Origin of the sequence: Pseudomonas sp. RU47 (assembly GCF_004011755.1) — a bacterium.
Lineage (GTDB): Bacteria > Pseudomonadota > Gammaproteobacteria > Pseudomonadales > Pseudomonadaceae > Aquipseudomonas.
Genome location: NZ_CP022411.1, coordinates 2,208,488 through 2,230,804, shown reverse-complemented (window position 1 = coordinate 2,230,804; position 22,317 = coordinate 2,208,488). Strand labels below are relative to the sequence as shown.

The window sequence follows — 22,317 nt, the reverse complement described above, 5'->3', positions numbered from 1 at the left end:
GCCGCAGGTCACTGCGTTGATGGTCGCCATGTATACGGGATCGGGCACTGTTTTCGACAATTGATTTCGCCAATCGCCCGCTAGCGTTTCTTGCGTGAACCGATACGAATCCACGTTGGCGCATGGTCACTGGCGTGCGGTTCGTTGCGCACCCAGGCGTCTACGCCGGCCTCGTGCAAATAGGGACTCAGCGCCGGGTTGAGCAGCAGATGATCGATGCGCAGTCCGGAGTTGGTTTGCCAGTGCTGGCGGAAGTAATCCCAGAACGTATAGAGGCGATCCTCGGGATACAGATGCCGCAGCGAATCGGTCCAGCCCTGATCGAGCAAGCGCTGATAACACTCGCGACTCTCAGGTTGCAGCAGCGCATCCTTGAGCCAGGAGCGGGTGTTGTAGATGTCCATATCAGTGGGCACGACGTTGTAATCACCGGCCAGCACCACCGGGTGATCGCTGCTTTGCAGGTCTTTCGCATAGCTGATCAGCCGCTCGAACCAAGCCAGTTTGTAATCGAATTTCGGACCGGGCTGCGGGTTACCGTTGGGCAGGTACAGGCACCCGACCAGAACGCCGTGCACCGCTGCTTCCAGATAACGGCTGTGCTTGTCAGCGGGATCTCCCGGCAAGCCGCGTCGACTTTCTAGCGGCTGCGCATCGCGGGCGAGAATTGCCACGCCGTTCCACGAGGCCTGGCCCTGCCAGATTGCGCCATACCCCGCAGATTCCAGTTCCGCCGCTGGAAATGCGCTGTCGAGGGATTTGAGTTCTTGCAGGCAGGCGATGTCCGGTTGCTCGCGTTTGAGCCAATCCAGCAGATTCGGCAACCGCGCGCGCAGGCCGTTGACGTTGTAGGTGGCGATCCGCAGGTTTTTCATCGGCTGAGGCTCCTGCCCATGGGCTGTGAAAATTGTGACCTCGTGAACATCGCCACGGTTGCATCGGATCCACCCGCTGCGGCGTAATAGGCGCTCGCCATTCGCCCGCACTGCCGAGACCGCAATTCCATGTCAACCACGCTGCAAGGTCAGCGCATCCTTTTGCGCCCGCTTCAGTATTCAGATGCTGCCGCCCTGCTCCACGCTGCCGCCGACGGCGAGTTGTGGAACCTCACCGTCACGGTCGTGCCGTCGGCCAGCACCGTCGACAGCTACCTGAAAAAAGCCCTCGATGGCCGTGACGCTGGCACGGTCATGCCGTTTGTCATTGTCTTAAAAGACACTGGCGAAGTGATCGGCTCAACGCGCTTCTGGAAGATCGACCCGCTCAATCGCAAGCTGGAAATCGGCAGCAGCTGGATTGCGGCACGCTGGCAGAAGTCCTTCGTTAACACCGAGGCCAAGTACCTGATGCTGTGTCACGCCTTCGACGTGCTCGATTCCGTGCGGGTGCAGTTCACCACCGACGAGAATAACCAGAAGTCACGCAATGCGATTCTGCGCCTTGGCGCACAGCAGGAAGGCATCGTCCGTCATGAGCGGATCATGCCGGACGGGCGCAAGCGCAATTCGGTACGGTTCAGCATCATCGACGACGAGTGGCCGCAGGTGCGTCTGCACCTGGAACGGAAACTCGCTGCCCACGCATAACCATCAGGCGCGGCTGCGCAGCCATTGCAGGAAGCCTTTCTTCGGCGCCACCACCGGCGCTTCCTCGGTCAGCGATTGCGCCTTGTGCAGGCGATAATCGAGCAAGGCTTGCATCGCGTCGTTGATGTCGTGACGGGCGTCGAGGCACGGCTTCAGGTAGGACTTTTCAATGCGGTACAGCACGCAAAAGGTTTTCGCCGAAAAGTCCGCCGGCAGCGAGGAATCGGACAGAATCCCCGCCTCGCCGATGACCTCGCCCGGCCCCATGCGCCCGGATTCGAACGGCGTGCCGTGACGCTTCAAAGTCACCGACACCACACCGGACTCAATAATGAACAGATGATCGCTGACCTCGCCGCCCGCGAGAATGACTTCGCCGGCACGGAAGGTTTGCAGGCTCATGTTCTGACTGAAGGTGTCTTTTTCTTCCTGGCGCAGGGTCGAGAAGATCGGCGAACTGTCGAGCAGCGCCCGTGGTCGCGACAAATTGGTCGGCGCAGTGCTTTCATCACTCGACAGCAGATTGACCCCGGACGCCTGCAAGTGCCGATACGCCAGGTCAAACAGTTGATTGCGCACCACGCGCTTCTCACCCATCGAAGCGACGAAACCGCTGATCTCGTATTCCGCGCCACTGCTGCCGGAGCTTTTCAGGGCGACGCTCGGTGCAGGCGTGTCGAGCAGTTGACGGCAGCCCTGCATGGCCCGCTCCAGCGCATCGATTACCGAGCTGGGCCGGGCATGCGGGCTGACCTGCACGCTGACCGCGACGCCGAACATATTGCTCGGCCGACTGAAGTTGATGATCTTGGCCTTGGCCGCCAGCGAGTTGGGAATCACCGCCATGCTGCCCTGGCTGGTCTGCAGGCGCGTGGCACGCCAGTCGATATCGGTGACCCGCCCTTCGGTGCCGTCGATCGAGATCCAGTCATCCAGTTGATAAGGCTTGGTGGTGTTGAGGACGATCCCGGAGAACACATCGCTCAACGTACTCTGCAAAGCCAGACCGACGATGATCGCCAGCGCACCGGACGTCGCCAGCACGCCTTTGACCGGCAGATCCAGCACATAGGCCAGCGCCGCGATGATCGCGATAAGGAAAATCACCGCGCCGAGCAAATCCTGCAGCAGCCGCCCGGTGTGGCCGACCCGCTGCATCATTACCGCGCCGATCAACACCGTCAGGGTGCGCGCACCGAACAGCCACCAGCCAATCTGCAACCCGGTCGCCGCCAGATGCAGCGGCACGTTGTCGGCCCACGGTGCGGGCTCCATCGGGTTGAGGCCTTCGTTGAACAACAGGACGCTGAACAGCGTGAAAATCAGCACCCGCACCAGCAGTTTCCACTCACTGCCATGGGAACTGATCAGACGCCACAGGCCCAGATCGAGGAGGATCAGGATCAACGCGCAGAACAACGGGTGTTCGGTGAGCAGAGACAGCATCAAACAACTCCGACGGGGGCCAATCGCGAGAAGATCGCACAGATTGAGCAAGTGTAGGAGCAATTGATTTCAGAGCATGAATGCCCGCGCAAAAACACCACAAAACGAAATGTGGGAGCGAGCCTGCTCGCGAATGCGGTCGATCAGTCAAAGGTGCATCGACTGACATGACGCCTTCGCGAGCAGGCTCGCTCCTACATGGGACTGCGGTGTGGCCCGGGGTTATTTACCGTTAGTCAGGGTGCTGTAGCTGGTCATCAGGTTGCGGTAGTCCGGGATGTGGTTGGAGAACAGCGTGCCCAGCCCTTCGATGTCGTTGCGCCAGTCGCGGTGCAACTCGCAGGCCAGACCGAACCAGGTCATCAATTGCGCACCGGCGCTGGACATGCGGTTCCACGCCGATTCGCGGGTCAGTTCGTTGAACGTGCCCGAGGCATCGGTCACCACGAACACATCGAAGCCCTCTTCCAATGCCGACAGCGCCGGGAACGCCACGCAAACTTCCGTCACTACACCGGCAATGATCAGTTGTTTCTTGCCAGTCGCCTTGATCGCCTTGACGAAATCCTCGTTGTCCCAAGCGTTGATCTGGCCTGGCCGGGCGATGTACGGCGCCTCCGGAAACAGCGCTTTCAGCTCCGGCACCAGCGGGCCGTTGGGGCCGGTTTCGAAACTGGTGGTGAGGATCGTCGGCAGCTTGAAGTACTTGGCCAGATCGGCCAGCGCCAGCACGTTGTTCTTGAACTTGTCCGGCTCGATGTCGCGCACCAGCGACAGCAGCCCGGCCTGATGGTCGACCAGCAGCACCGCAGCGTTGTTTTTATCCAGACGTTTGTATTGAGTGGTCATTGCAGTAATCCTCGCGGGTGGTAGAGGCCGACGGGGGTCGGCCTCATGAGACTCGATCAGCGCTGGGAATCCAGCACTTCGTGTTCGTTCGCGACTTGCTGAGCCTTGAGGTAGCTCTCGATCAGCAATTGATAATGCGGCATGGCCTGGGCGTAGACGGCCGCCCACTGCTCGGCATCGGGACGGTTCCACGAGCCCTGCAGCTCGGAAAGCGTAGCCATGATGTCGATCGGCACCACCCCGGCCTGGGCCAAACGGGCAACGGTCAGATCAGTGGCCAGTTTCGAGTGATTACCGGACGCGTCGACCACGGCGAACACCTTGTAGCCCTCATGCACAGCGGCGATGGACGGGAACGCCAGGCAAACGCTGGTCAGGGTCCCGGCGATCACCAGGGTTTTCTTGCCGGTGGCTTTGACTGCCGCGTGAAACTCCGGGTTATCCCAGGCATTGATTTCGCCCTTGCGCGCTACGTATTGCGCATGCGGCGCGGCTTCGTGAATTTCCGGGATCAACGGCCCGTTCGGCCCTTGCGGCACCGATGCCGTGGTAATCACCGGCATCTTCAGCAGGGTCGCCGCTTTCGCCAGCGCTACGGCGTTGGCGCGCAGTTGCGGCACGTCCATGTCTTTGACGATCTGGAACAGACCGCTCTGATGGTCGATCAACAACATGGCCGCGTCGCTGGCATCGATGGTCGGTTTCTGGCCGTCGAAGTTCGCTGCATTGACAGTGTTCATGTGCGTGTCCTCTTTTCTTTAGGCAATAGCCATCCCTGGCCTGCGAACCGGCCTACGCGTCCTGTGTAGAGCGGAGTGGTGGTGCGTTAAGCGTGCATCTGGCCGAAGCGGCCGGACTGGAAGTCGGCGAACGCCTGGTGGATTTCCTGCTCGGTGTTCATCACGAACGGGCCATGGCCGACGATCGGTTCGTCGATCGGCTCGCCGCTGAGCAGCAACACCACCGCGTCCTGGCTGGCTTCGAGCGTCATCTGATGGCCGTCACGTTCGAACAGCGCCAACTGCCCTTCGCGCACCGCTTCCACACCGTTGACCTGCACCGAGCCTTTCAACACCACCAGCGCGGTGTTGCGGCCTTCATGCAGATCCAGCGTCAGCAATTTGCCGGCGTTGAGGCGCAGATCCCACACGTCGATCGGTGTGAAGGTGCGCGACGGGCCGGTGTGGCCATCGAATTCACCGGCGATCAGGCGCAGGCTGCCCACGTTGTCCTTGAGCGCGATGCTCGGGATGTCGCTGTCGAGAATGGTCTGGTAGCCCGGCGCGGCCATTTTGTCCTTGGCCGGCAGGTTGACCCACAGCTGCACCATTTCCAGTTTGCCGCCGGTTTTGGCGAAGTTTTCCGAGTGAAATTCCTCGTGGAGGATTCCGGAAGCGGCGGTCATCCATTGCACATCGCCCGGGCCGATCACGCCGCCACTGCCGGTCGAGTCGCGGTGCTGCACTTCGCCTTCATACACGATAGTCACGGTTTCAAAACCACGGTGCGGATGCTGACCAACGCCACGCCGTTCGGTGGTCGGGGTGAAATCGGCGGGACCAGCGTGATCGAGCAGCAGGAACGGGCTGATGTGTTTGCCCAGGTTGTCGTAGGAAAACAGCGTGCGAACCGGGAAACCATCGCCGACCCAATGGCCGCGCGGGCTAGTGTAGATACCGATGATGTTTTTCATGGTTGTCTCCAATGGGGGTGAGTGATGCGATGGATTAAGCTTAAATCCATGACCATTAATGCACTAGACTGCAAAAATCAGCCTTAGCGTTCTATCTGGAGAACGATGGTGGAAGACCTCAACACCCTCTACTACTTCACCCAAGTGGTCGAGCACCACGGATTCGCGGCCGCCGGGCGCGCGCTGGACATGCCCAAATCAAAACTCAGCCGGCGCATTGCCGAGTTGGAAGAACGCCTCGGCGTGCGCCTGCTGCACCGCACCAGCCGTCATTGTTCATTGACCGAAATCGGCCAGGCGTATTACCAGCGTTGCCTGGCCATGCGCATCGAAGCCGAGAGCGCCGCCGAACTGATTGAACGCAACCGCTCCGAACCGCAGGGTCTGGTGCGCCTGAGTTGCCCGACGGCGCTGCTTAACTCCTGGGTCGGGCCGATGCTCACGCGTTACATGCTCAAGTACCCGCTGGTGGAGTTGTTCATCGAGAGCACCAATCGCCGGGTCGACTTGATTCATGAAGGGTTCGACATCGCGCTGCGCGTGCGTTTTCCGCCGCTGGAAAACACCGACATGGTCATGAAAGTGCTGGGCAACAGCACGCAATCAGTGGTCGGCAGCCCGCAGTTCGTCGAACGCCTGTCGTCACCGCCCTCGCCCGCCGACCTCAATGGTTTGCCGAGCCTGCATTGGGGCGCGGCGCAGCGGGAATATCAGTGGGAGTTGCTGGGGCCGAATGGCAATACGGCGCTGATCCGCCATACGCCGCGGATGGTCACCGATGACTTGATTGCCTTGCGTCAGGCGGTGATTGCCGGGGTTGGCGTGGCGCATCTGCCGAGCGTAGTGGTGCGTGAGGATATTGCCGCCGGACGCGTCGTGGAATTGATTCCGGGCTGGGCGCCGAAGTGCGGAGTGGTGCATGCGATCTTTCCGTCGCGACGCGGGTTGTTGCCGTCAGTGCGTACGTTGATTGATTTTCTCGGGGAGGAGTTTGCCCGCAGCGACATTGCCTGAATCGGCGGTGCGCCCTTCGCGAGCAGGCTCGCTCCCACATGAGCACGCATTCCAATGTGGGAGCGAGCTTGCTCGCGAAGGGGCCAGTCCGGACAACACAAATCCTGGAAATGATTCATGACTTCCGGTCAACAGTGCTTTGCCCCACCAGCGGTTTTTCTCAACGATACAGACGCGGATACTCCTGCCCATTCCCACTGCAACCCCTGGAGTCTTTCATGTCTGTTCCCGCTTTCGGTCTCGGTACATTTCGTCTGCAAGGCCAGGTGGTCATCGATTCGGTAAGTACCGCCCTCGAACTCGGTTACCGGGTCATCGACACCGCGCAGATCTACGAAAACGAAGCCGATGTCGGCCAGGCCATCGCAGCCAGCGGCATCCCGCGCGAGGAGCTGTTCCTCACCAGCAAGATCTGGGTCGCCAACTTCGCCAAGGATCGCTTGATCGACAGCCTGAAGGACAGCCTGCAGAAATTGCAGACCGACTACCTCGACCTGACCTTGATTCACTGGCCGTCGCCGGAAAACCAGGTCCCGGTGGAAGAATTCATGGGCGCCCTGCTCGAAGCCAAGCGTCTGGGCCTGACCCGGCAGCTCGGTGTGTCCAACTTCACCATCGATTTGATGAAGCAGGCGATTGCTGCGGTCGGTGTCGACAACATCACGACCAACCAGATCGAACTGCACCCGTACCTGCAAAACCGCAAAGTGGTCGAGTTTGCCCGCAGCCAAGGCATCCACATCACTTCGTACATGACCCTCGCCTACGGTGAAGTGCTGAAAGACCCGCTGATCCAGCAGATCGCCGAACGCCGGCAAGCCACCCCGGCACAAGTCACCCTCGCCTGGGCAATGCAGTCGGGCTATGCGGTGATCCCGTCGTCGACCAAACGCGCCAACCTGCAAAGCAACCTTGCCGCCACGGCGCTGACCTTGAGCGATGCCGACATGGCGCTGATTGCCACGCTGGATCGCGGCCATCGCCTGACCAGCCCGAAAGGCATCGCGCCAGACTGGGACTGATTCAGCAATATTGCCAGTTCAGGATTGCAGATGTTGCGCGAGGCCGGCCATGGCCTCGCGCAACGTATCGCTTGCCATGCCCAACGGCGCCGCGTGCGCTTCGCTGCACGCCTGCTCAAGCTCGATACACGCCGCCACCACCCGCGCGGCCCCGACCATCTGCGCCCCACCCTTGATGTGATGAGCCAGTTCGCGAAGCCCCGCGCGATCCTGCTCTTGCTGCAACAGATCCAGACGTTGCAGATCGATGTGCAAGCTGTTGAGCACCTCCTTGCGTAAATGCTCGATCAAGCCACGATCATTCCCTGCCATTTGCTCCAGGGTGCTCAGATCGATCTCCGCCAATGCTGGCGCCGCGCTGGAGGCCGCCGCGATGTCGCAATGACTGGCCGCCGTCAATGCCTGCGCCAGATCGTGCAAGCGGATCGGTTTGAACAGGCACTCGTCCATGCCAGCCTTCAGGCAGCGCGTCCGTTCCTCGGCCTGCGCGTTGGCGGTAAAGCCAAGAATCAGGCAAGGCTTGCGCCCGGCAATCGCTTCTTCTTCACGAATGGCCTGCGCCAGTTGATAACCGTTGCGCCTCGGCATATTGCAATCGGTGATCACCACATCGAACACTTGCGTGCGCCAGCGCTCAAGGCCTTCATCGCCGTTTTCGGTGTCGACCGTGCGATGGCCGAGTTCACTCAACTGCCAGCACAGCAGCAGACGGTTCACCGGATGATCGTCCACCACCAGCACACTCAGAGAACACGCAGCAGCAACGACGGCTTGCGGGGGTGCCGGGGTCTGAGCGAGGGCGGCCAACAGCGGCAGTTCGAGACTGACTTCGACTTGCGTTCCCTCGCCCGGCGCACTGTCGAGCCGCAGCGTGCCGCCCATCATTTCGCAGAGGCTGCGACTGATGACGAGGCCCAGCCCGGAGCCGCTGCGTGCCGATTGCGAGTGATTGCTCGCCTGCACGAACGGGCTGAACAAGCGCCGCCGATCGTCGTGGCTGATCCCGACCCCGCTGTCCTCGATCCGCACTTTCACGGCCAGTGTTTCTGTCACCGCTGCGCTCACCACCAGCCGCAGACTGACCTCGCCTTCTTCAGTGAACTTGATTGCATTGCTCAGCAGATTCGATAGCACTTGTTTGAACCGCGTCGGATCAATCAGCACATCAACGTTGCTGCGGGGATCCAGTTCGATGTGCCACAACAAGCGCTTCTGCCGCGCCAGCCCTTCAAACACCCGACACACTGACGCCACCAGTTCGCGCAGGTTGGCGCGTTCGGGCGCGAGTGACAGGTGCCCCTTCTCGATCCGTGCGATGTCGAGAATGTCGCCGATCAGCGCCAGCAATTGTTGCCCGGCATTGGACGCCACCTGAATCGCCAGACGATCGGTCACGCCTTCTTCTGCGCGCTTGAGGGCCAGTTCGAGCATGCCGATCAAGGCATTCATCGGTGTACGGATTTCATGGCTCATGGTCGCCAGAAACGTGGTTTTCGCCCGATTCGCATCGTCTGCTGCGTCCTTGGCTTCCTGCAATTGCTGCAACCATTGCTGGCGTCGGCGGATCTGCTGGCGCTGAAAAACGATCCAGGCCAGCGCGAGTGCCAGCAAGACCGCCGCACCGGCAAAGCCGAGGAGAATCTCGCGGCGATGTTGTAACCAGTAACTGTCATCCACCACCACATCGTGGCTCCAGCGTTCAACCAACTCGTCCATCTGTTGTGGGGCGATGCTCAACAACGCCTTGTTCAGGATCGAATGCAGTGCGGGCATTTGCGGTGCGGTCGCCAGCGCAATGCGCGCCGGTTGATCGCCGACCGTGCCGGTAATGCGCAGACGTTCGCGGTAGTGCCGGGCGATCAGAAAGCGCGCCACCAGCAACGAACTCACCGTGGCGTCGACTTGCCCCTTGGCAATCAGCGCCATGCCTTCGGCAGGGCTTTTGACTTCGATCAGACGGATGCCCGGCACGCGTTCCAATAGATATCCGCGCAACGGGTGGCCGCGATAAATCGCCAGCCGTTTACCGGCCAGGTCATCAAGGTTGAGCGGCCCCTGCGCGGTGATTGCACTGACCAGCACAAACGGATTGTTCAGATAGGCGCGAGTAAATTGCAGTTCGGTTTCGCGCTCGCTGCTCGGCGTCACCACTGGCAACACATCCAGCTCACCGGCCTTGAGTTGTTCGATCTGCCGATCGAGCGACACACCGCGCACGATTTCAAAATTCAATCCGCTGCGCTGGCTGATCACACTCAGCAACTGCGCGGACAACCCGTTGAAGCGGCCGTCGGCATCAAAAAAAGTCAGCGGCGCAAAATCGTCGATGGCACCGACCCGCACCCGTGGATGCTGGTCCAGCCAGGCCTGCTCACTGGCACTGAGTTGTACCCGTGATTGTTCAGCCATCTCGGCAAGGCCGACGCTCCAGCGCTGCTCGATGCGTTGGCGATGCTCCATGGGAATGGCGGTCAACACCTTGTCGACGATGCGCTTGAGGCGTACATCGCTGCGCAACAAGGCAAAAGCGAACGAATTGGCGTCCAGCCCCGACGGGCCGGCCAATTGCAGGTCGTTGCGATAATTGGTGTTGATCAGGTAGTTGGCACTGATGAAGTCGCCCAGATACACATCATCCGCGCCGAAGGCCACCGCACCGAGCGCATCCATCGCCGAAGGGTAACGCTGCACACTGGCATAGGGATAAAACCCCTGCACATTCGCCAGTGGCAAATAATCCTCGACCATGGCCACGCGCTTGCCGGCAAGATCTGCCGGCAGCTTTTCATCGAGGCGAGTCACCAGCATCGGCTGATCTTCGGCGTAAGCGCGGGACAGGATGAAATCCGGGTCGGCGGCTTCAAAATTGTTCGAGGTTCCCAGCAGATCGAGGTCACCACGCTTGAGTGCCGCCATCACCGCATCGCGGTTGGCAAAGCGCCGGACTTCAATGCGTGTGCCGAGCAACTGCGCCAGCAGATCAGCATAATCGGCGGTGAGCCCTTCGAGTTCCTGTTGATTGCGGGTGATCTCGAACGGTGGGTAATCCGGACCGGAAATACCCATGCGTAGCACCGGGTGCTGACGCAGCCATTGGCGGTCCTGCTCGTCCAGCCGCAGCTGGACGTTTGCCAGGCCGGTACGGGTCAGTACCTGCAGCACCTGCGGCGCGTCACCCGCCCAACTACTGGCGATCAGGCTCAACCACAGGCAGACAATCCAGCATCCCTGCCGCATGTGCGATTACTCAGATCACATGATTGCGCTTGGCGAATTCGCGCAAGAGCACCAATGAGTAAACCCCGAGTTTTTTCATCAGACGGGTTTTATAGGTGCTGACGGTTTTGTGGCTCAGGTGCATGTCCTCGGCAATCGCCTTGTTCGATTTGCCCCGCGCCAGTTGCACGAAAATAGTCAACTCACGATCAGAGAGCTGATCGATCATCTGTTTTTCGGTGGTTTGCACGGCATTCAGCGTGCTGAGGTAGTCCGGAAGCACGGAAAAATAGGTATGTCCCGAAACGACTGCCTGAATGGCATTGCGCAACTGTTCCAGTTGATTGGTTTTGGTCACGTAGGCCATGGCTCCGGCACGCACACAGCGCTCCTGATAGAACATGGGTTCGTGTGTACTGAAAACCAGCACTCGGCATCGCGGATAATTGACCCTTATCCGCTCCAGAACGTCGAGTCCATCAAGTACTGGCAAATTCAGATCAAGTATCACCAGTTGGGGCGCGTGCTCACGAATAAGCGACACCACCTCGTTGCCTTGGGACGCCTCGTATATCCGCTTGAATCCTTCGCCTTGCAACACGATTCGGATGGCGGCGCGCACCACCGGATGATCATCGACGACAAGCGCTGACTTCATGGCCACTCCCGATGCAAAGTCTGACGAACAGGCCACCGATTGGGGCTGCTCCGGACTCAGTGGCTGCGCAGGGACTGTTACACGTAACGGCGCGCAAATCACCTGTCAGATCTGACAGTTGCAGGAAATGATTTTCTATGCACGTGCAGCGCTCTGCACCAACGGATTTACCTTGGGGGCTGATAACGTCTGTGCCCGTGCCGGAGCGTCGACCAGCGCCATCAACTGGTCGATCGACTGTTTTGATGGCAGTGACAAATGGCTGATCTGTACATTTTCCTGAGCGAAGCCGGAGGACAGTTGCAACGGCGCCGTTTGCTCGTTGTAGATCAACGCCTGACGAACCTGCGGGTTATCGAGGAAAAAACCCGGCAGATCCAGCGAGCCTGCAGCGAGTTCGGCGTTGATGACCACCACATCGAACGGTTCGCAACCGTAGTCCACCAGAGTCAGCAGCTCGGTAAGGTTCTGCACCGGAGCAATGCGGTAATAATTGAGGCCGTTGAACAGTCGCTCGATTTTCATCCGGTGAAAATGCTGAGGGTCTGCGATCAGGATACGCAGGGCTTTATTGATCATGATCGATCTCCCGGGGTCACGGTTTCTGGGTGCGGCAAGACTACGCAAGCTGCGTGGCGGGTTCTGTAGGAATAATCCGAAAAAAAAGGTTACTCATCCGAGTCATGCCCATCACTGTGCTGTCGCCAGGTCCGCGATCAAAGGGCCGAGTGTCTGCCGATCCGGTGTACGGATCAGGGTCAAATAGCGTCGTGCAGTGCTGCATATCGCCTTTGCGCATGCCTCGCCGCGACGTTTGTCGTAAATAACGGCATGACGAATCTGCAGGTTGCATTGAAAAAAACGCAAAGGATCGACTCCACCGACCGCCATCAGCTCAGCGTTGATGATCAGCAGGTCATAGTGCTCAAACGGATCGGACGAGTAATGCGTCGCACCCAGCAGCTCACGAAACGAATACACCGACACGTTGCCGCGACAGCCGAGTTCGTTGAGGCATTTGCTTATTCGCACATGCAGCGCCCGTTGCTCGTCGGCAATAAGGATTCGCCAGCGTTTGTAGGACATAGTCTTTCACAGCCCAGGAAAATCACGCTCATCACGTGAATGACAAGGCTAATCAAAAGGTGCCGTGACGCCTGTAGGACGAATCTTAAAAATGAATGGAGAACAGCCGAGAGCAAGCAAAAAAGCCACACCCGGCATGACCGGATGTGGCGTTGCTACTGAACGGACGAGCGCGGTTCATTCGGTGGTACTCGGACTCCAGAACGCCTGCACCACCAACGCCGACGTCGCAATCCGCGCCACCAGTGCATCCAGTTCATCACCATCGACCGACGTCGTCGCCAGCGTCGCTTCGATCTCGATTTCATCGGCGCCGAACGCATGCACATCGACGTCGCTGGCCGGGTAGTTGCTGCGCTCAAGCTCTGCTTCAAGCAAGGCGAACACGGCGGTCTGCTGCGAGCGGCGGGCGATGACATAGACGATATTGGTGACTTCCGCCGAAACCACGTCCAGCGGTTGGCGGTTGATGTTGTTGACGATCGGCCGCAGCAAAGTGTTGGCGGCCAGAATGAATAGCGTGCCGAGTACGGCTTCGGCGAGCAGATCGGCCCCGGCACAGGCGCCAACCGCCGCCGAAGTCCACAGGGTTGCGGCGGTGTTGAGGCCGCGCACGTTGCCTTCTTCGCGCATGATCACCCCGGCGCCGAGAAAACCGATGCCGGACACCACGTAGGCAACCACGCGCACCGCGCCTTCAGCGCCGGCGAGACGGTTGGCCATGTCGACGAATATCGCTGCACCGACCGCGACCAGCACATTGGTGCGCAGGCCGGCGGTGCGTTGCCGGTACTGGCGCTCGAAGCCGATCAGACCACCGAGAATGAACGCGGCGCTGAGGCTGACGAGGGTGTCGAGCAGCGAATCGAGGTTGAGGTTGTTGATGGCTTGCATGATGAAATCCTTGAGAACACAAATTCCCCCTGTGGGAGCGAGCCTGCTCGCGAAAGCGGAGTGTCAGCCACTACAGCTGTGGCTGAAAAAACGCCTTCGCGAGCAGGCTCGCTCCCACAGGGGAACGGTGTTGGCCGTGCTGTTATTGCCAGCCGAACCGGCGGATGTAGAAACCTTTCACGGCCTGGGTCAGCGCCATGTACGCCAGCAGAATCACCGGCAGGAACACGAAGTACAGCGACGGCAGCGCCTGCAATTTGAAGTAGTGCGCCAGCGGCCCCATCGGCAGGAAGATGCCGACCCCCATGATGATCCCGGTCATGACCAGCAGCGGCATCGCTGCTCGGCTTTGCAGGAACGGAATCTTCGGCGTGCGGATCATGTGCACGATCAGGGTCTGGGTCAGCAACCCGACCACGAACCAGCCAGACTGAAACAGCGTCTGGTGATCCGGGGTGTTGGCATCGAATACGTACCACATCAAGGCGAACGTGGTGATGTCAAAGATCGAACTGATCGGGCCGAAGAACAGCATGAAGCGCCCGACGTCGCCGGGCTGCCAGCGTTGTGGTTTTTTCAGCATCTCCTCGTCGACGTTATCGAACGGAATGGCAATCTGCGAAATGTCGTAGAGCAGGTTCTGCACCAGCAGGTGCATCGGCAGCATCGGCAGGAATGGAATGAACGCACTGGCGACCAGCACCGAGAAGACGTTGCCGAAGTTGGAACTGGCAGTCATCTTGATGTACTTGAGCATGTTGGCGAAGGTGCGCCGCCCTTCGAGCACGCCCTCCTCCAGCACCATCAGGCTCTTTTCCAGCAGGATGATGTCAGCCGCTTCCTTGGCGATGTCCACCGCGCTGTCCACGGAAATACCGATGTCGGCGGTGCGCAGGGCTGGCGCATCGTTGATGCCGTCGCCCATGAAGCCGACCACGTGGCCATTGCCTTTGAGGATGCGCACGATGCGCTCCTTGTGTGACGGCGTCAGTTTTGCGAACACATTGGTGGTCTCTACGGCCACGCCCAGTTCGGCATCGCTCATGCGCTCAACGTCATTGCCCAGCAACAGGCCCTGTTGCGCCAGGCCGACTTCGCGGCAGATTTTCGCGGTGACCAGTTCGTTGTCACCGGTCAGCACCTTCACTGCCACACCGTGTTCGGCCAAGGCCTTGAGCGCTGGTGCGGTGCTTTCCTTCGGTGGATCGAGGAACGCCACATAACCAATCAGCGTCAGTTCCTGCTCATCGGCCAGGCTATAAACTTCTCGACCTTCCGGCATCGAGCGGGCAGCCACCGCCACCACGCGCAAGCCTTCAGCGTTGAATGCTGCGGTGACCTGACGAATCCGGGTCAGCAATTCATCGCTCAAGGCTTCATCGACCTCGCCGTGACGCACGCGGCTGCACACCGCCAGGACTTCTTCCACGGCGCCTTTGCAGATCAGTTGATGTGGCTGGCCACGCCCTTCGACCACCACCGACATGCGCCGACGGTTGAAGTCGAACGGGATCTCATCGACCTTGCGAAACGCCGTGCCGACTTTCAGTTCACGGTGGATTTCCACGTGTTCCAGTACCGCAACATCCAGCAGGTTTTTCAGGCCGGTCTGGTAGTAGCTGTTGAGGTAAGCCATTTCCAGCACGTCATCGGAGTCTTCACCCCAGACGTCGACATTACGCGCGAGGAAAATCTTGTCCTGAGTCAGTGTGCCGGTCTTGTCGGTGCAGAGCACGTCCATGGCGCCGAAGTTCTGGATCGCATCGAGGCGTTTGACGATGACTTTTTTGCGCGACAGAAACACCGCGCCTTTGGCCAGCGTCGAGGTGACGATCATCGGCAGCATTTCCGGGGTCAGGCCGACCGCAATCGACAGTGCGAACAGCAGCGCTTCGGTCCAGTCACCCTTGGTGAAACCGTTGATGAACAGCACCAGCGGCGCCATCACGAACATGAAGCGGATCAACAACCAGCTGACTTTGTTGACGCCTTGCTGGAACGAAGTGACCGCGCGATCGGTTGCGCCAACACGCTGGGCCAGCGCACCGAAATAAGTGCTGTTGCCGGTGGTGAGAATCACCGCCACCGCAGTGCCGGAGACGACGTTGGTGCCCATGAACAGGATGTTATCCAGCTCCAGTGGATTGCGCGTATCGCGATCCTGCTGGTGTGGAAATTTCTCCACCGGCATCGATTCACCGGTCATCGCCGCCTGGCTGACGAACAGATCCTTGGCGCTGAGTACGCGGCAATCTGCAGGAATCATGTCACCGGCCGAAAGCACAATCAGATCGCCCGGCACCAGTTGCTTGATCGGCAATTCGCTGCGCGGCGCGTCACGGCGCATCACCGTGGCGGTGTTGCTGACCATGGCTTTCAGCGCATCGGCGGCCTGGTTGGATTTGCTTTCCTGCCAGAAGCGCAGCAGCGTCGACAGCACGACCATGGAGAAAATCACCACGGCTGCCTTGAGGTCTTCGGTCAGCCACGAGATCACCGCCAACAGGGTCAGCAGCAGGTTGAAGGGGTTTTTGTAGCAGTGCCACAGGTGCGTCCACCATGGCAGCGGCTGCTCGTGTTCGACTTCGTTGAGGCCGTATTGCGCACGCAGCGCATCGACTTCGAAATCGGTCAGGCCATCGGCATGCGTGCCCAGTGAAGACAGCAACACACCGCTGTCGCACTGCGCGGCATCGACCAGGGTGTTGGCCAGCGTGGGTGGGACTTCACGGCTGACCGTGGTGTCGTTGATCGATTCCAGCAGCGCCAGGCGACGGAAGTGCCGGGCGATGTGGCGGGTCCGCAGAAAACCTGCGAAGAATTCCTTGAGCGTAAGTTTCATGGCTGTTGCCCCTATGGTCAGCCGGGAAACCGTCGAGCAGGTACGGCCGCGCCTCGTCCGCCGGAAAAACCGGCACGGCAAGGCCTGGCGCGCCGGTCAGAAAAGACAGGCGTGTCGATAGGGCTGCGATCTCGACAGTGAAGTCGAAACCACGCTCTGTTCAGCGTCGATGAGAAGGACGTCGAGACATGGCCCAGGACGGGTCATGCACGGGATGCCGCTGCTCGCTTTTACGGCGAGACAACGACAGAGAAAGTCTGCGCGTTATCTTGCCGAGAATCTGCCGGTTACCGAGACCGGCCGACAACTGTCACTCGAACAAGTACCCACTGTGGGTCTCCGCTATTGATGAAAACGCGCGAAGCTTACGCTCCGATGTCTGCAGAGTAAACCCGCAAAAGGCAGTGAGTCGGGGAATGTGGGGGGATGTTCAGGAAGGGTTCAGGAACAGAATGTGTGGCGCTTTGGAGGGCCCCTTCGCGAGCAAGCTCGCTCCCACATTGGATCTTCATCTGACACAAAATCTGTGTTCACTGAAAATCCCCTGTGGGAGCGAGCCTGCTCGCGAAAGCGGTATGTGAGGCGCTAAAAAATCAGCTGGCAGTCGCCAACAACAGATCCGCCATCGACCGATGCCCACGGTTCTTGCCATGCTCGTACAGCGAGCCGGCAATCTCGTCCGCGCGAATCGGCAACACCGACAGCAGCGTATCGCTCAGACCATGGCTGGCCTGGCAGAAGCCCTGCATGTAGATGCCGGCCTTGCAGCGCTCGTCGGTGATCAGTTTGTAGTTGCGATCAACCTCGAAGTCGCCCAGGTATTCTTCCAGCGGCGCCAGCAGTTTGCGGTGCATCTGCCGTTCGTAACCGGTGGCCAGAACAACAGCGTCGTAATTGCGCACGGTGACTTCGCCGGTGGCGCTGTTGCGCACGGCCAGTTCGATACCGTTTTCGGTGGCGGTGGCTTTTTCCACGGTGGTCAGGGTGCGGAATGCGTGACGGGCGATCCCGGAAACCTTCTGGCGATAGAAAATGCCGTAGATGCGTTCGATCAGGTCGATGTCGACCACCGAATAGTTGGTGTTGTGGTACTCGTTGACCAGACGCTCACGCTCGGCGCTGTTCTGCTGGAACACCAGGTCGGTGAATTCCGGCGAGAACACTTCGTTGACGAACGGGCTGTCGTCCGCAGGCTTCAGTGCCGAGCCGCGCAGGATCATGTCGACCTGTACCGACGGGAACGAATCATTCAGGTCGATGAAGGCTTCCGCCGCACTCTGCCCGCCACCGATGATCGCAATGCTCATTGGCTGATTGTTCACGCACGGCTGTTTGGCCATTTGCGATAAATACTGAGAGTGGTGGAACACGCGAGTGTCACCCTTCAGCGCTTTGAACGCCTCAGGAATACGCGGCGTGCCGCCGGCGCTGACCACCACCGAACGGGTGGTGCGCACATGTTGCAGGCCGTCGCTGCCACGGGAAATCACGCGCAGCGCTTCAACCTGATGGTTGTGCAGCACCGGTTCGATGGTCAGCACTTCCTCACCGTAACGGCTCTGCGCGGTGAACTTGCCGGCGACCCAGCGCAGGTAATCGTTGTACTCCATGCGGCACGGATAGAAGGTGCCGAGGTTGATGAAGTCGACCAGACGGCCGTGATCCTTCAGATAGTTGACGAACGAGTACGGGCTGGTCGGATTGCGCAGGGTCACCAGATCCTTGAGGAAGGAAATCTGCAACTCGCTTTGCGTCGACAGGGTGTTGCCGTGCCAGCTGTAGTTGGCCTGCTTGTCGAGGAACAGCACATCCAGTTCGCCCTGGATCGGGCCGCGCTCTTGCAGAGCGATGGCCAGCGCCAGGTTCGAAGGGCCGAAACCGACGCCGATCAGGTCGTGAACGATGGGCGATGCAATTGCCTGTGTCATTTCCAGTGTCCTCTGGATGAACCCCTCAACCGTGGGGATAAAGCCTGGGTGACCTGACCGGCCCGAAGCAGGACAGCAGATCGTCTGTTGAGTAGGAACGAGGACGGTGAAAAAAAATTTACTGAGGAAGGATCAATGGGCGTCCCATTGTTTGATCCGCACCCGGCAATGTTTCATGGCATTGACGATGTGTTTCTCCACCAGCGCTTTGGAAATCCCCAGGCTCTCGGCGATTTCGTTATGGGACAGACCTTCGATCTTGCGCAGCAAAAAACTTTCGCGACACAGCGGTGACAACTCTGCCAGTGCGCGCTGAAGCATCGCCAGACGTTGACCGTGATCAAGTGTGCCATGGGGCGACGGGGTGAAATAGCGCTCTTCGCTGTCCAGCACGTCAAGCGGCTCGGCCTGCCGCAAGGCGTTGCGCCGATGATCATCGATGACCAGGTTCAATGCCGTGCGATAAAGGAAAGCCCGCGGTTGTTCGATCGGCGTATCGCTGGAACGCTCCAGCACCCGCACATAAGCGTCATGCACCACATCTTCGGCCACCTGACGGTTGCCCAGCCTGGCGTTAAGGAAACACACCAGCTCGCGATAGTAGTTCTCCAACATGACTCCCGACCGCTGCGGTGCGGTTTCGATCCTTGAGCCAGATCCGCGATGGTCAAAACGACAATGGCAGGATGGTGGCAATTTCAGATGCGTAATTTATAGTAATTCTCATATAGATTTAAAGCGCTGTTTCGATTTGCCCGACAAATTGTTGCCCGCTATACCTGTTACCGCGTTTTGCAGCGCTTAAATTACCCATCGCGTCTCTCGTTTAAAGGACAGTTCCCCGTATCTGTCGCCTCCTGCGTCAGCGTTCGGTCGTGGCCCGCGTGCGGTGCCGGCTGGATGACGGGTCGATTTTCACTGGCCGGAACCCTGCATGAAACGTCCCCGCCCCGCCCGACGCGCCCTGCTCGCAGCCCTTTGTCTGATTCCCGTTGTCGCCGTAGCCGCCTGGCAGATATTGCCCCCTGGCCGGGACAAGTTCGCCACCGTGCCAGTCAGTCGTGGCGACATTGAAAGCAGCGTCACCGCGCTGGGCACGTTACAGCCCAGGCGCTATGTGGACGTCGGCGCCCAGGCTTCCGGGCAAATCCGCAAAATCCATGTGGAAGTCGGCGACGTGGTCAAGCAAGGCCAATTGCTCGTGGAAATCGATCCGTCCACGCAAAAGGCCAAGCTCGACGCCAGCCAGTTCTCCATCGAAAACCTCAAGGCGCAGTTGCAAGAACAACAGGCCCAGCACGAACTGGCGCAGCAGAAGTACCAGCGCCAGCAGAACCTCGCGGCTGGCGGCGCCACCCGTGAAGAAGACGTGCAGACAGCCCGCGCCGAACTCAAGGCCACCCAGGCGCGTATCGACATGTTCCGCGCCCAGATCCGCCAAGCCGAGGCCAGCCTGCGCAGTGATCAGGCCGAGCTCGGCTACACACGCATCTATGCGCCGATGGCAGGCACCGTGGTCGCACTCGATGCCCGCGAAGGCCAGACACTCAATGCCCAGCAACAGACACCGCTGATTCTGCGCATCGCCAAACTTTCGCCGATGACGGTCTGGGCCGAGGTTTCCGAGGCCGATATCGGCCATGTCAAACCGGGCATGACCGCTTACTTCACCACGCTCAGCGGAGGTAATCGGCGCTGGAGCAGCACCGTTCGGCAAATTCTGCCGGTGCCACCCAAGCCGCTGGACCAGACCAGTCAAGGCGGTGGCAGCCCGGCCAGCTCAAGTAAAAGCGGCAGCGCGCGCGTGGTGCTGTACACCGTGCTGCTGGACGTCGATAACGCCGACAACGCCTTGATGGCAGAGATGACCACGCAAGTGTTCTTCGTTGCCGACCAGGCGAAAAACGTGCTCACCGCACCGGTCGCCGCCCTGCAAGGCAGCGCCGTGGCCAATCGGCAGACCGCGCAGGTCATCACCGCCAATGGCGAGATTCAGTCCCGCGAAGTACGCACCGGCATCAGCGACCGTCTTAGAGTGCAGATTGTCGAGGGCTTGAACGAAGGCGATCACTTGTTGATCGGCCCGGCCGACGGCAGCGGAGGTTGAATGCAAACGCCTCTGATCGAACTGCAGGACATCCGCAAATCCTACGGCGGCGGTGACGCTCCCGAAGTTCACGTGTTGCGCGGGATTGACCTGTCGATTCACGCCGGCGAATTCGTGGCGATTGTCGGCGCGTCCGGCTCCGGCAAATCAACATTGATGAACATTCTTGGCTGCCTCGACCGACCGACAAACGGTGAATACCGTTTTGCCGGGGAAAACGTCGCCGGCCTCGACAGCGATGAACTTGCCTGGCTGCGGCGCGAAGCCTTCGGTTTCGTGTTCCAGGGCTATCACCTGATTCCGTCCGGCTCGGCCCAGGAAAACGTCGAGATGCCGGCCATCTACGCCGGCACCCCCGCCGCCGAACGGCATGCCCGCGCCGCCGCCCTGCTCGACCGCCTCGGTCTGGCCGCGCGCACCGGCAACCGCCCGCATCAACTGTCCGGAGGCCAGCAACAACGCGTGTCGATTGCCCGCGCACTGATGAATGGCGGCCACATCATCCTCGCCGACGAACCGACCGGCGCCCTCGACAGCCACAGCGGCAAGGAAGTCATGGCGCTGCTCGATGAACTGGCGAGCCAGGGCCACGTTGTCATTCTCATCACCCACGACCGCGAAGTGGCGGCGCGTGCCAAGCGCATTATCGAAATCAGCGATGGCTTGATCGTCAGCGATAGCGCCAGAAACAACCCCGATGCCCAGACCAGTGCCAATCCCGGCGCCCTGCAAGCGGTGGATCTGCGCAAGCGCTTGAGCGAAGGCGCCGAAGCTACCGGGGCCTGGAAAGGCGAACTGGTGGACGCCCTGCACGCCGCGTGGCGAGTGATGTGGATCAACCGCTTCCGCACCGCGCTGACCCTGCTCGGCATCATCATCGGCGTAGCCTCGGTGGTGGTGATGCTTGCGGTCGGCGAAGGCAGCAAGCGTCAGGTCATGGCGCAGATGGGCGCGTTCGGTTCGAACATCATTTACCTCAGCGGCTCGGCGCCCAACCCGCGAACGCCACCGGGCATCATCACCCTCGACGATGTGCATGCCCTGGCGAGCCTGCCCCAAGTACAGCGGATCATGCCGGTCAATGGGGCCGAGGCCGGTGTGCGCTTCGGCAATGCCGACCACCTGAGCTACGTCGGCGGCAATGACACCAACTTCCCGGCGATCTTCAACTGGCCAGTGGTTCAGGGCAGTTACTTCACTGAGGCCGATGAACAGAACGCGGCAGCCGTTGCGGTGATTGGCCACAAGGTGCGGACCAAACTCCTCAAAGACGTTGCCAACCCGATTGGCCAGTACATTCTGATCGAGAACGTGCCGTTTCAGGTGGTCGGGGTATTGGCGGAAAAAGGCGCCAGTTCCGGCGATTCCGACAGTGACAACCGCATCGCCGTGCCCTACTCCGCCGCCAGCGTAAGGCTGTTCGGCACGCGCAATCCCGAGTACGTGGCCATCGCTGCCGCCGACGCGCGCAAGGTCAAGGACAGCGAACACGCCATCGAACAACTGATGCTGAACCTGCACAACGGCAAGAAGGATTTTGAACTGACCAACAACGCCGCGATGATCCAGGCCGAAGCGCGCACGCAAAACACCCTGTCGCTGATGCTCGGCTCGATTGCGGCGATCTCGTTGCTGGTCGGTGGGATTGGCGTGATGAACATCATGCTCATGACCGTCCGCGAGCGCACTCGCGAGATCGGCATCCGCATGGCCACCGGCGCCCGCCAGCGCGACATCCTGCGCCAGTTTCTCACTGAAGCGGTGATGCTCTCGGTGGTCGGCGGCATCGCCGGCATCGCCCTGGCGCTGATCATTGGCGGCGTGCTGATTCTCAGTGAAGTCGCGGTGGCGTTCTCATTGATGGCGGTACTCGGCGCATTTGGTTGCGCCTTGGTCACCGGTGTTGTCTTCGGCTTCATGCCGGCCCGCAAAGCTGCCCGACTCGACCCGGTCACGGCCCTTACCAGTGAATGATC

Annotated in this window: 18 protein-coding genes; 5 read left to right on the top strand and 13 right to left on the bottom strand. The window is 60.0% G+C overall.

The window, feature by feature from the left end; all coding sequences use genetic code 11:
- Positions 1 to 80: 80 nt before the first annotated feature.
- Entirely contained in the window at positions 81 to 875 is a 795-nt protein-coding gene (gene xth / locus CCX46_RS10115) for an exodeoxyribonuclease III (RefSeq protein WP_127926563.1), read from the bottom strand.
- A gap of 129 nt (positions 876 to 1,004) precedes the next feature.
- Between xth and CCX46_RS10110 the strand changes: the two genes are divergently transcribed.
- The gene (locus tag CCX46_RS10110) at positions 1,005 to 1,586 is read left to right on the top strand and encodes a GNAT family N-acetyltransferase (RefSeq protein ID WP_127926562.1); all 582 of its coding nucleotides are present in this window, start codon (positions 1,005 to 1,007) and stop codon (positions 1,584 to 1,586) included.
- A gap of 3 nt (positions 1,587 to 1,589) precedes the next feature.
- Here CCX46_RS10110 and CCX46_RS10105 read toward each other — a convergent pair whose 3' ends face one another.
- The 4 genes from CCX46_RS10105 to CCX46_RS10090 all read right to left on the bottom strand — a co-directional run bounded on the left by CCX46_RS10105 (position 1,590) and on the right by CCX46_RS10090 (position 5,574).
- On the bottom strand, positions 1,590 to 3,032 hold the full coding sequence (locus CCX46_RS10105) for a mechanosensitive ion channel family protein (protein ID WP_127926561.1): 1,443 nt from the start codon (positions 3,030 to 3,032) through the stop codon (positions 1,590 to 1,592).
- Between the two features lie 222 nt (positions 3,033 to 3,254).
- Positions 3,255 to 3,881, bottom strand: coding sequence for an isochorismate family cysteine hydrolase YcaC (gene ycaC, locus CCX46_RS10100; RefSeq protein WP_127926560.1), 627 nt, complete (start codon positions 3,879 to 3,881; stop codon positions 3,255 to 3,257).
- 56 nt (positions 3,882 to 3,937) lie between these two features.
- Positions 3,938 to 4,621, bottom strand: a complete 684-nt coding sequence (locus CCX46_RS10095; protein ID WP_008084027.1) for an isochorismatase family protein — start codon at positions 4,619 to 4,621, stop codon at positions 3,938 to 3,940.
- Positions 4,622 to 4,707: 86 nt separating this feature from the next.
- Positions 4,708 to 5,574: a pirin family protein gene (locus CCX46_RS10090; RefSeq protein ID WP_127926559.1), complete on the bottom strand. Its 867-nt coding sequence runs from the start codon at positions 5,572 to 5,574 to the stop codon at positions 4,708 to 4,710.
- A gap of 105 nt (positions 5,575 to 5,679) precedes the next feature.
- Between CCX46_RS10090 and CCX46_RS10085 the strand changes: the two genes are divergently transcribed.
- Both CCX46_RS10085 and dkgB read left to right on the top strand, forming a co-directional pair.
- Positions 5,680 to 6,588 carry a LysR substrate-binding domain-containing protein gene (locus CCX46_RS10085; protein ID WP_127926558.1) on the top strand — a complete coding sequence of 303 codons (909 nt, stop codon included), beginning with the start codon at positions 5,680 to 5,682 and terminating at the stop codon, positions 6,586 to 6,588.
- A 218-nt stretch (positions 6,589 to 6,806) separates the two neighbouring features.
- A complete protein-coding gene (gene dkgB, locus CCX46_RS10080; protein ID WP_127926557.1) occupies positions 6,807 to 7,610 on the top strand; it encodes a 2,5-didehydrogluconate reductase DkgB in 804 nt (267 codons plus the stop codon).
- A gap of 18 nt (positions 7,611 to 7,628) precedes the next feature.
- Here dkgB and CCX46_RS10075 read toward each other — a convergent pair whose 3' ends face one another.
- From CCX46_RS10075 to CCX46_RS10040, 8 genes are all read right to left on the bottom strand, one after another.
- Positions 7,629 to 10,847: a transporter substrate-binding domain-containing protein gene (locus tag CCX46_RS10075; RefSeq protein ID WP_127926556.1), complete on the bottom strand. Its 3,219-nt coding sequence runs from the start codon at positions 10,845 to 10,847 to the stop codon at positions 7,629 to 7,631.
- Positions 10,848 to 10,857: 10 nt separating this feature from the next.
- Entirely contained in the window at positions 10,858 to 11,484 is a 627-nt protein-coding gene (locus CCX46_RS10070) for a response regulator transcription factor (protein ID WP_127930374.1), read from the bottom strand.
- 135 nt (positions 11,485 to 11,619) lie between these two features.
- On the bottom strand, positions 11,620 to 12,063 hold the full coding sequence (locus CCX46_RS10065) for a chemotaxis protein CheY (protein ID WP_127926555.1): 444 nt from the start codon (positions 12,061 to 12,063) through the stop codon (positions 11,620 to 11,622).
- A gap of 111 nt (positions 12,064 to 12,174) precedes the next feature.
- Positions 12,175 to 12,570: a hypothetical protein gene (locus tag CCX46_RS10060; protein ID WP_122661609.1), complete on the bottom strand. Its 396-nt coding sequence runs from the start codon at positions 12,568 to 12,570 to the stop codon at positions 12,175 to 12,177.
- 177 nt (positions 12,571 to 12,747) lie between these two features.
- Complete coding sequence (locus tag CCX46_RS10055) at positions 12,748 to 13,464, bottom strand: MgtC/SapB family protein (RefSeq protein ID WP_127926554.1); 717 nt, start codon at positions 13,462 to 13,464, stop codon at positions 12,748 to 12,750.
- Between the two features lie 142 nt (positions 13,465 to 13,606).
- A complete protein-coding gene (gene mgtA / locus CCX46_RS10050) occupies positions 13,607 to 16,306 on the bottom strand; it encodes a magnesium-translocating P-type ATPase (RefSeq protein WP_127926553.1) in 2,700 nt (899 codons plus the stop codon).
- Between the two features lie 593 nt (positions 16,307 to 16,899).
- Entirely contained in the window at positions 16,900 to 18,234 is a 1,335-nt protein-coding gene (locus CCX46_RS10045) for a lysine N(6)-hydroxylase/L-ornithine N(5)-oxygenase family protein (RefSeq protein ID WP_127926552.1), read from the bottom strand.
- A gap of 132 nt (positions 18,235 to 18,366) precedes the next feature.
- Positions 18,367 to 18,849 carry a sigma-70 family RNA polymerase sigma factor gene (locus CCX46_RS10040; protein ID WP_127926551.1) on the bottom strand — a complete coding sequence of 161 codons (483 nt, stop codon included), beginning with the start codon at positions 18,847 to 18,849 and terminating at the stop codon, positions 18,367 to 18,369.
- Positions 18,850 to 19,168: 319 nt separating this feature from the next.
- On the opposite strand from CCX46_RS10040, the gene CCX46_RS10035 reads away from it, so the two are divergent.
- Positions 19,169 to 20,341 carry an efflux RND transporter periplasmic adaptor subunit gene (locus tag CCX46_RS10035; RefSeq protein ID WP_127926550.1) on the top strand — a complete coding sequence of 391 codons (1,173 nt, stop codon included), beginning with the start codon at positions 19,169 to 19,171 and terminating at the stop codon, positions 20,339 to 20,341.
- Positions 20,342 to 22,315: a MacB family efflux pump subunit gene (locus CCX46_RS10030; RefSeq protein ID WP_127926549.1), complete on the top strand. Its 1,974-nt coding sequence runs from the start codon at positions 20,342 to 20,344 to the stop codon at positions 22,313 to 22,315. It abuts the gene before it with no gap.
- Positions 22,316 to 22,317: the final 2 nt, after the last annotated feature.

Excerpts from the sequence above, each read along its gene's own strand:
- CCX46_RS10110 (WP_127926562.1), top strand. The coding sequence starts at position 1,005 with ATGTCAACCACGCTGCAAGGTCAGCGCATCCTTTTGCGCCCGCTTCAG.
- CCX46_RS10095 (WP_008084027.1), bottom strand. The coding sequence starts at position 4,621 with ATGAACACTGTCAATGCAGCGAACTTCGACGGCCAGAAACCGACCATC.
- CCX46_RS10090 (WP_127926559.1), bottom strand. The coding sequence starts at position 5,574 with ATGAAAAACATCATCGGTATCTACACTAGCCCGCGCGGCCATTGGGTC.
- CCX46_RS10040 (WP_127926551.1), bottom strand. The coding sequence starts at position 18,849 with ATGTTGGAGAACTACTATCGCGAGCTGGTGTGTTTCCTTAACGCCAGG.
- CCX46_RS10045 (WP_127926552.1), bottom strand. The coding sequence starts at position 18,234 with ATGACACAGGCAATTGCATCGCCCATCGTTCACGACCTGATCGGCGTC.
- CCX46_RS10105 (WP_127926561.1), bottom strand. The coding sequence starts at position 3,032 with ATGCTGTCTCTGCTCACCGAACACCCGTTGTTCTGCGCGTTGATCCTG.
- CCX46_RS10070 (WP_127930374.1), bottom strand. The coding sequence starts at position 11,484 with ATGAAGTCAGCGCTTGTCGTCGATGATCATCCGGTGGTGCGCGCCGCC.
- CCX46_RS10035 (WP_127926550.1), top strand. The coding sequence starts at position 19,169 with ATGAAACGTCCCCGCCCCGCCCGACGCGCCCTGCTCGCAGCCCTTTGT.
- CCX46_RS10065 (WP_127926555.1), bottom strand. The coding sequence starts at position 12,063 with ATGATCAATAAAGCCCTGCGTATCCTGATCGCAGACCCTCAGCATTTT.
- ycaC (WP_127926560.1), bottom strand. The coding sequence starts at position 3,881 with ATGACCACTCAATACAAACGTCTGGATAAAAACAACGCTGCGGTGCTG.
- CCX46_RS10075 (WP_127926556.1), bottom strand. The coding sequence starts at position 10,847 with ATGCGGCAGGGATGCTGGATTGTCTGCCTGTGGTTGAGCCTGATCGCC.
- CCX46_RS10030 (WP_127926549.1), top strand. The coding sequence starts at position 20,342 with ATGCAAACGCCTCTGATCGAACTGCAGGACATCCGCAAATCCTACGGC.
- CCX46_RS10060 (WP_122661609.1), bottom strand. The coding sequence starts at position 12,570 with ATGTCCTACAAACGCTGGCGAATCCTTATTGCCGACGAGCAACGGGCG.
- mgtA (WP_127926553.1), bottom strand. The coding sequence starts at position 16,306 with ATGAAACTTACGCTCAAGGAATTCTTCGCAGGTTTTCTGCGGACCCGC.
- dkgB (WP_127926557.1), top strand. The coding sequence starts at position 6,807 with ATGTCTGTTCCCGCTTTCGGTCTCGGTACATTTCGTCTGCAAGGCCAG.
- xth (WP_127926563.1), bottom strand. The coding sequence starts at position 875 with ATGAAAAACCTGCGGATCGCCACCTACAACGTCAACGGCCTGCGCGCG.
- CCX46_RS10055 (WP_127926554.1), bottom strand. The coding sequence starts at position 13,464 with ATGCAAGCCATCAACAACCTCAACCTCGATTCGCTGCTCGACACCCTC.
- CCX46_RS10085 (WP_127926558.1), top strand. The coding sequence starts at position 5,680 with ATGGTGGAAGACCTCAACACCCTCTACTACTTCACCCAAGTGGTCGAG.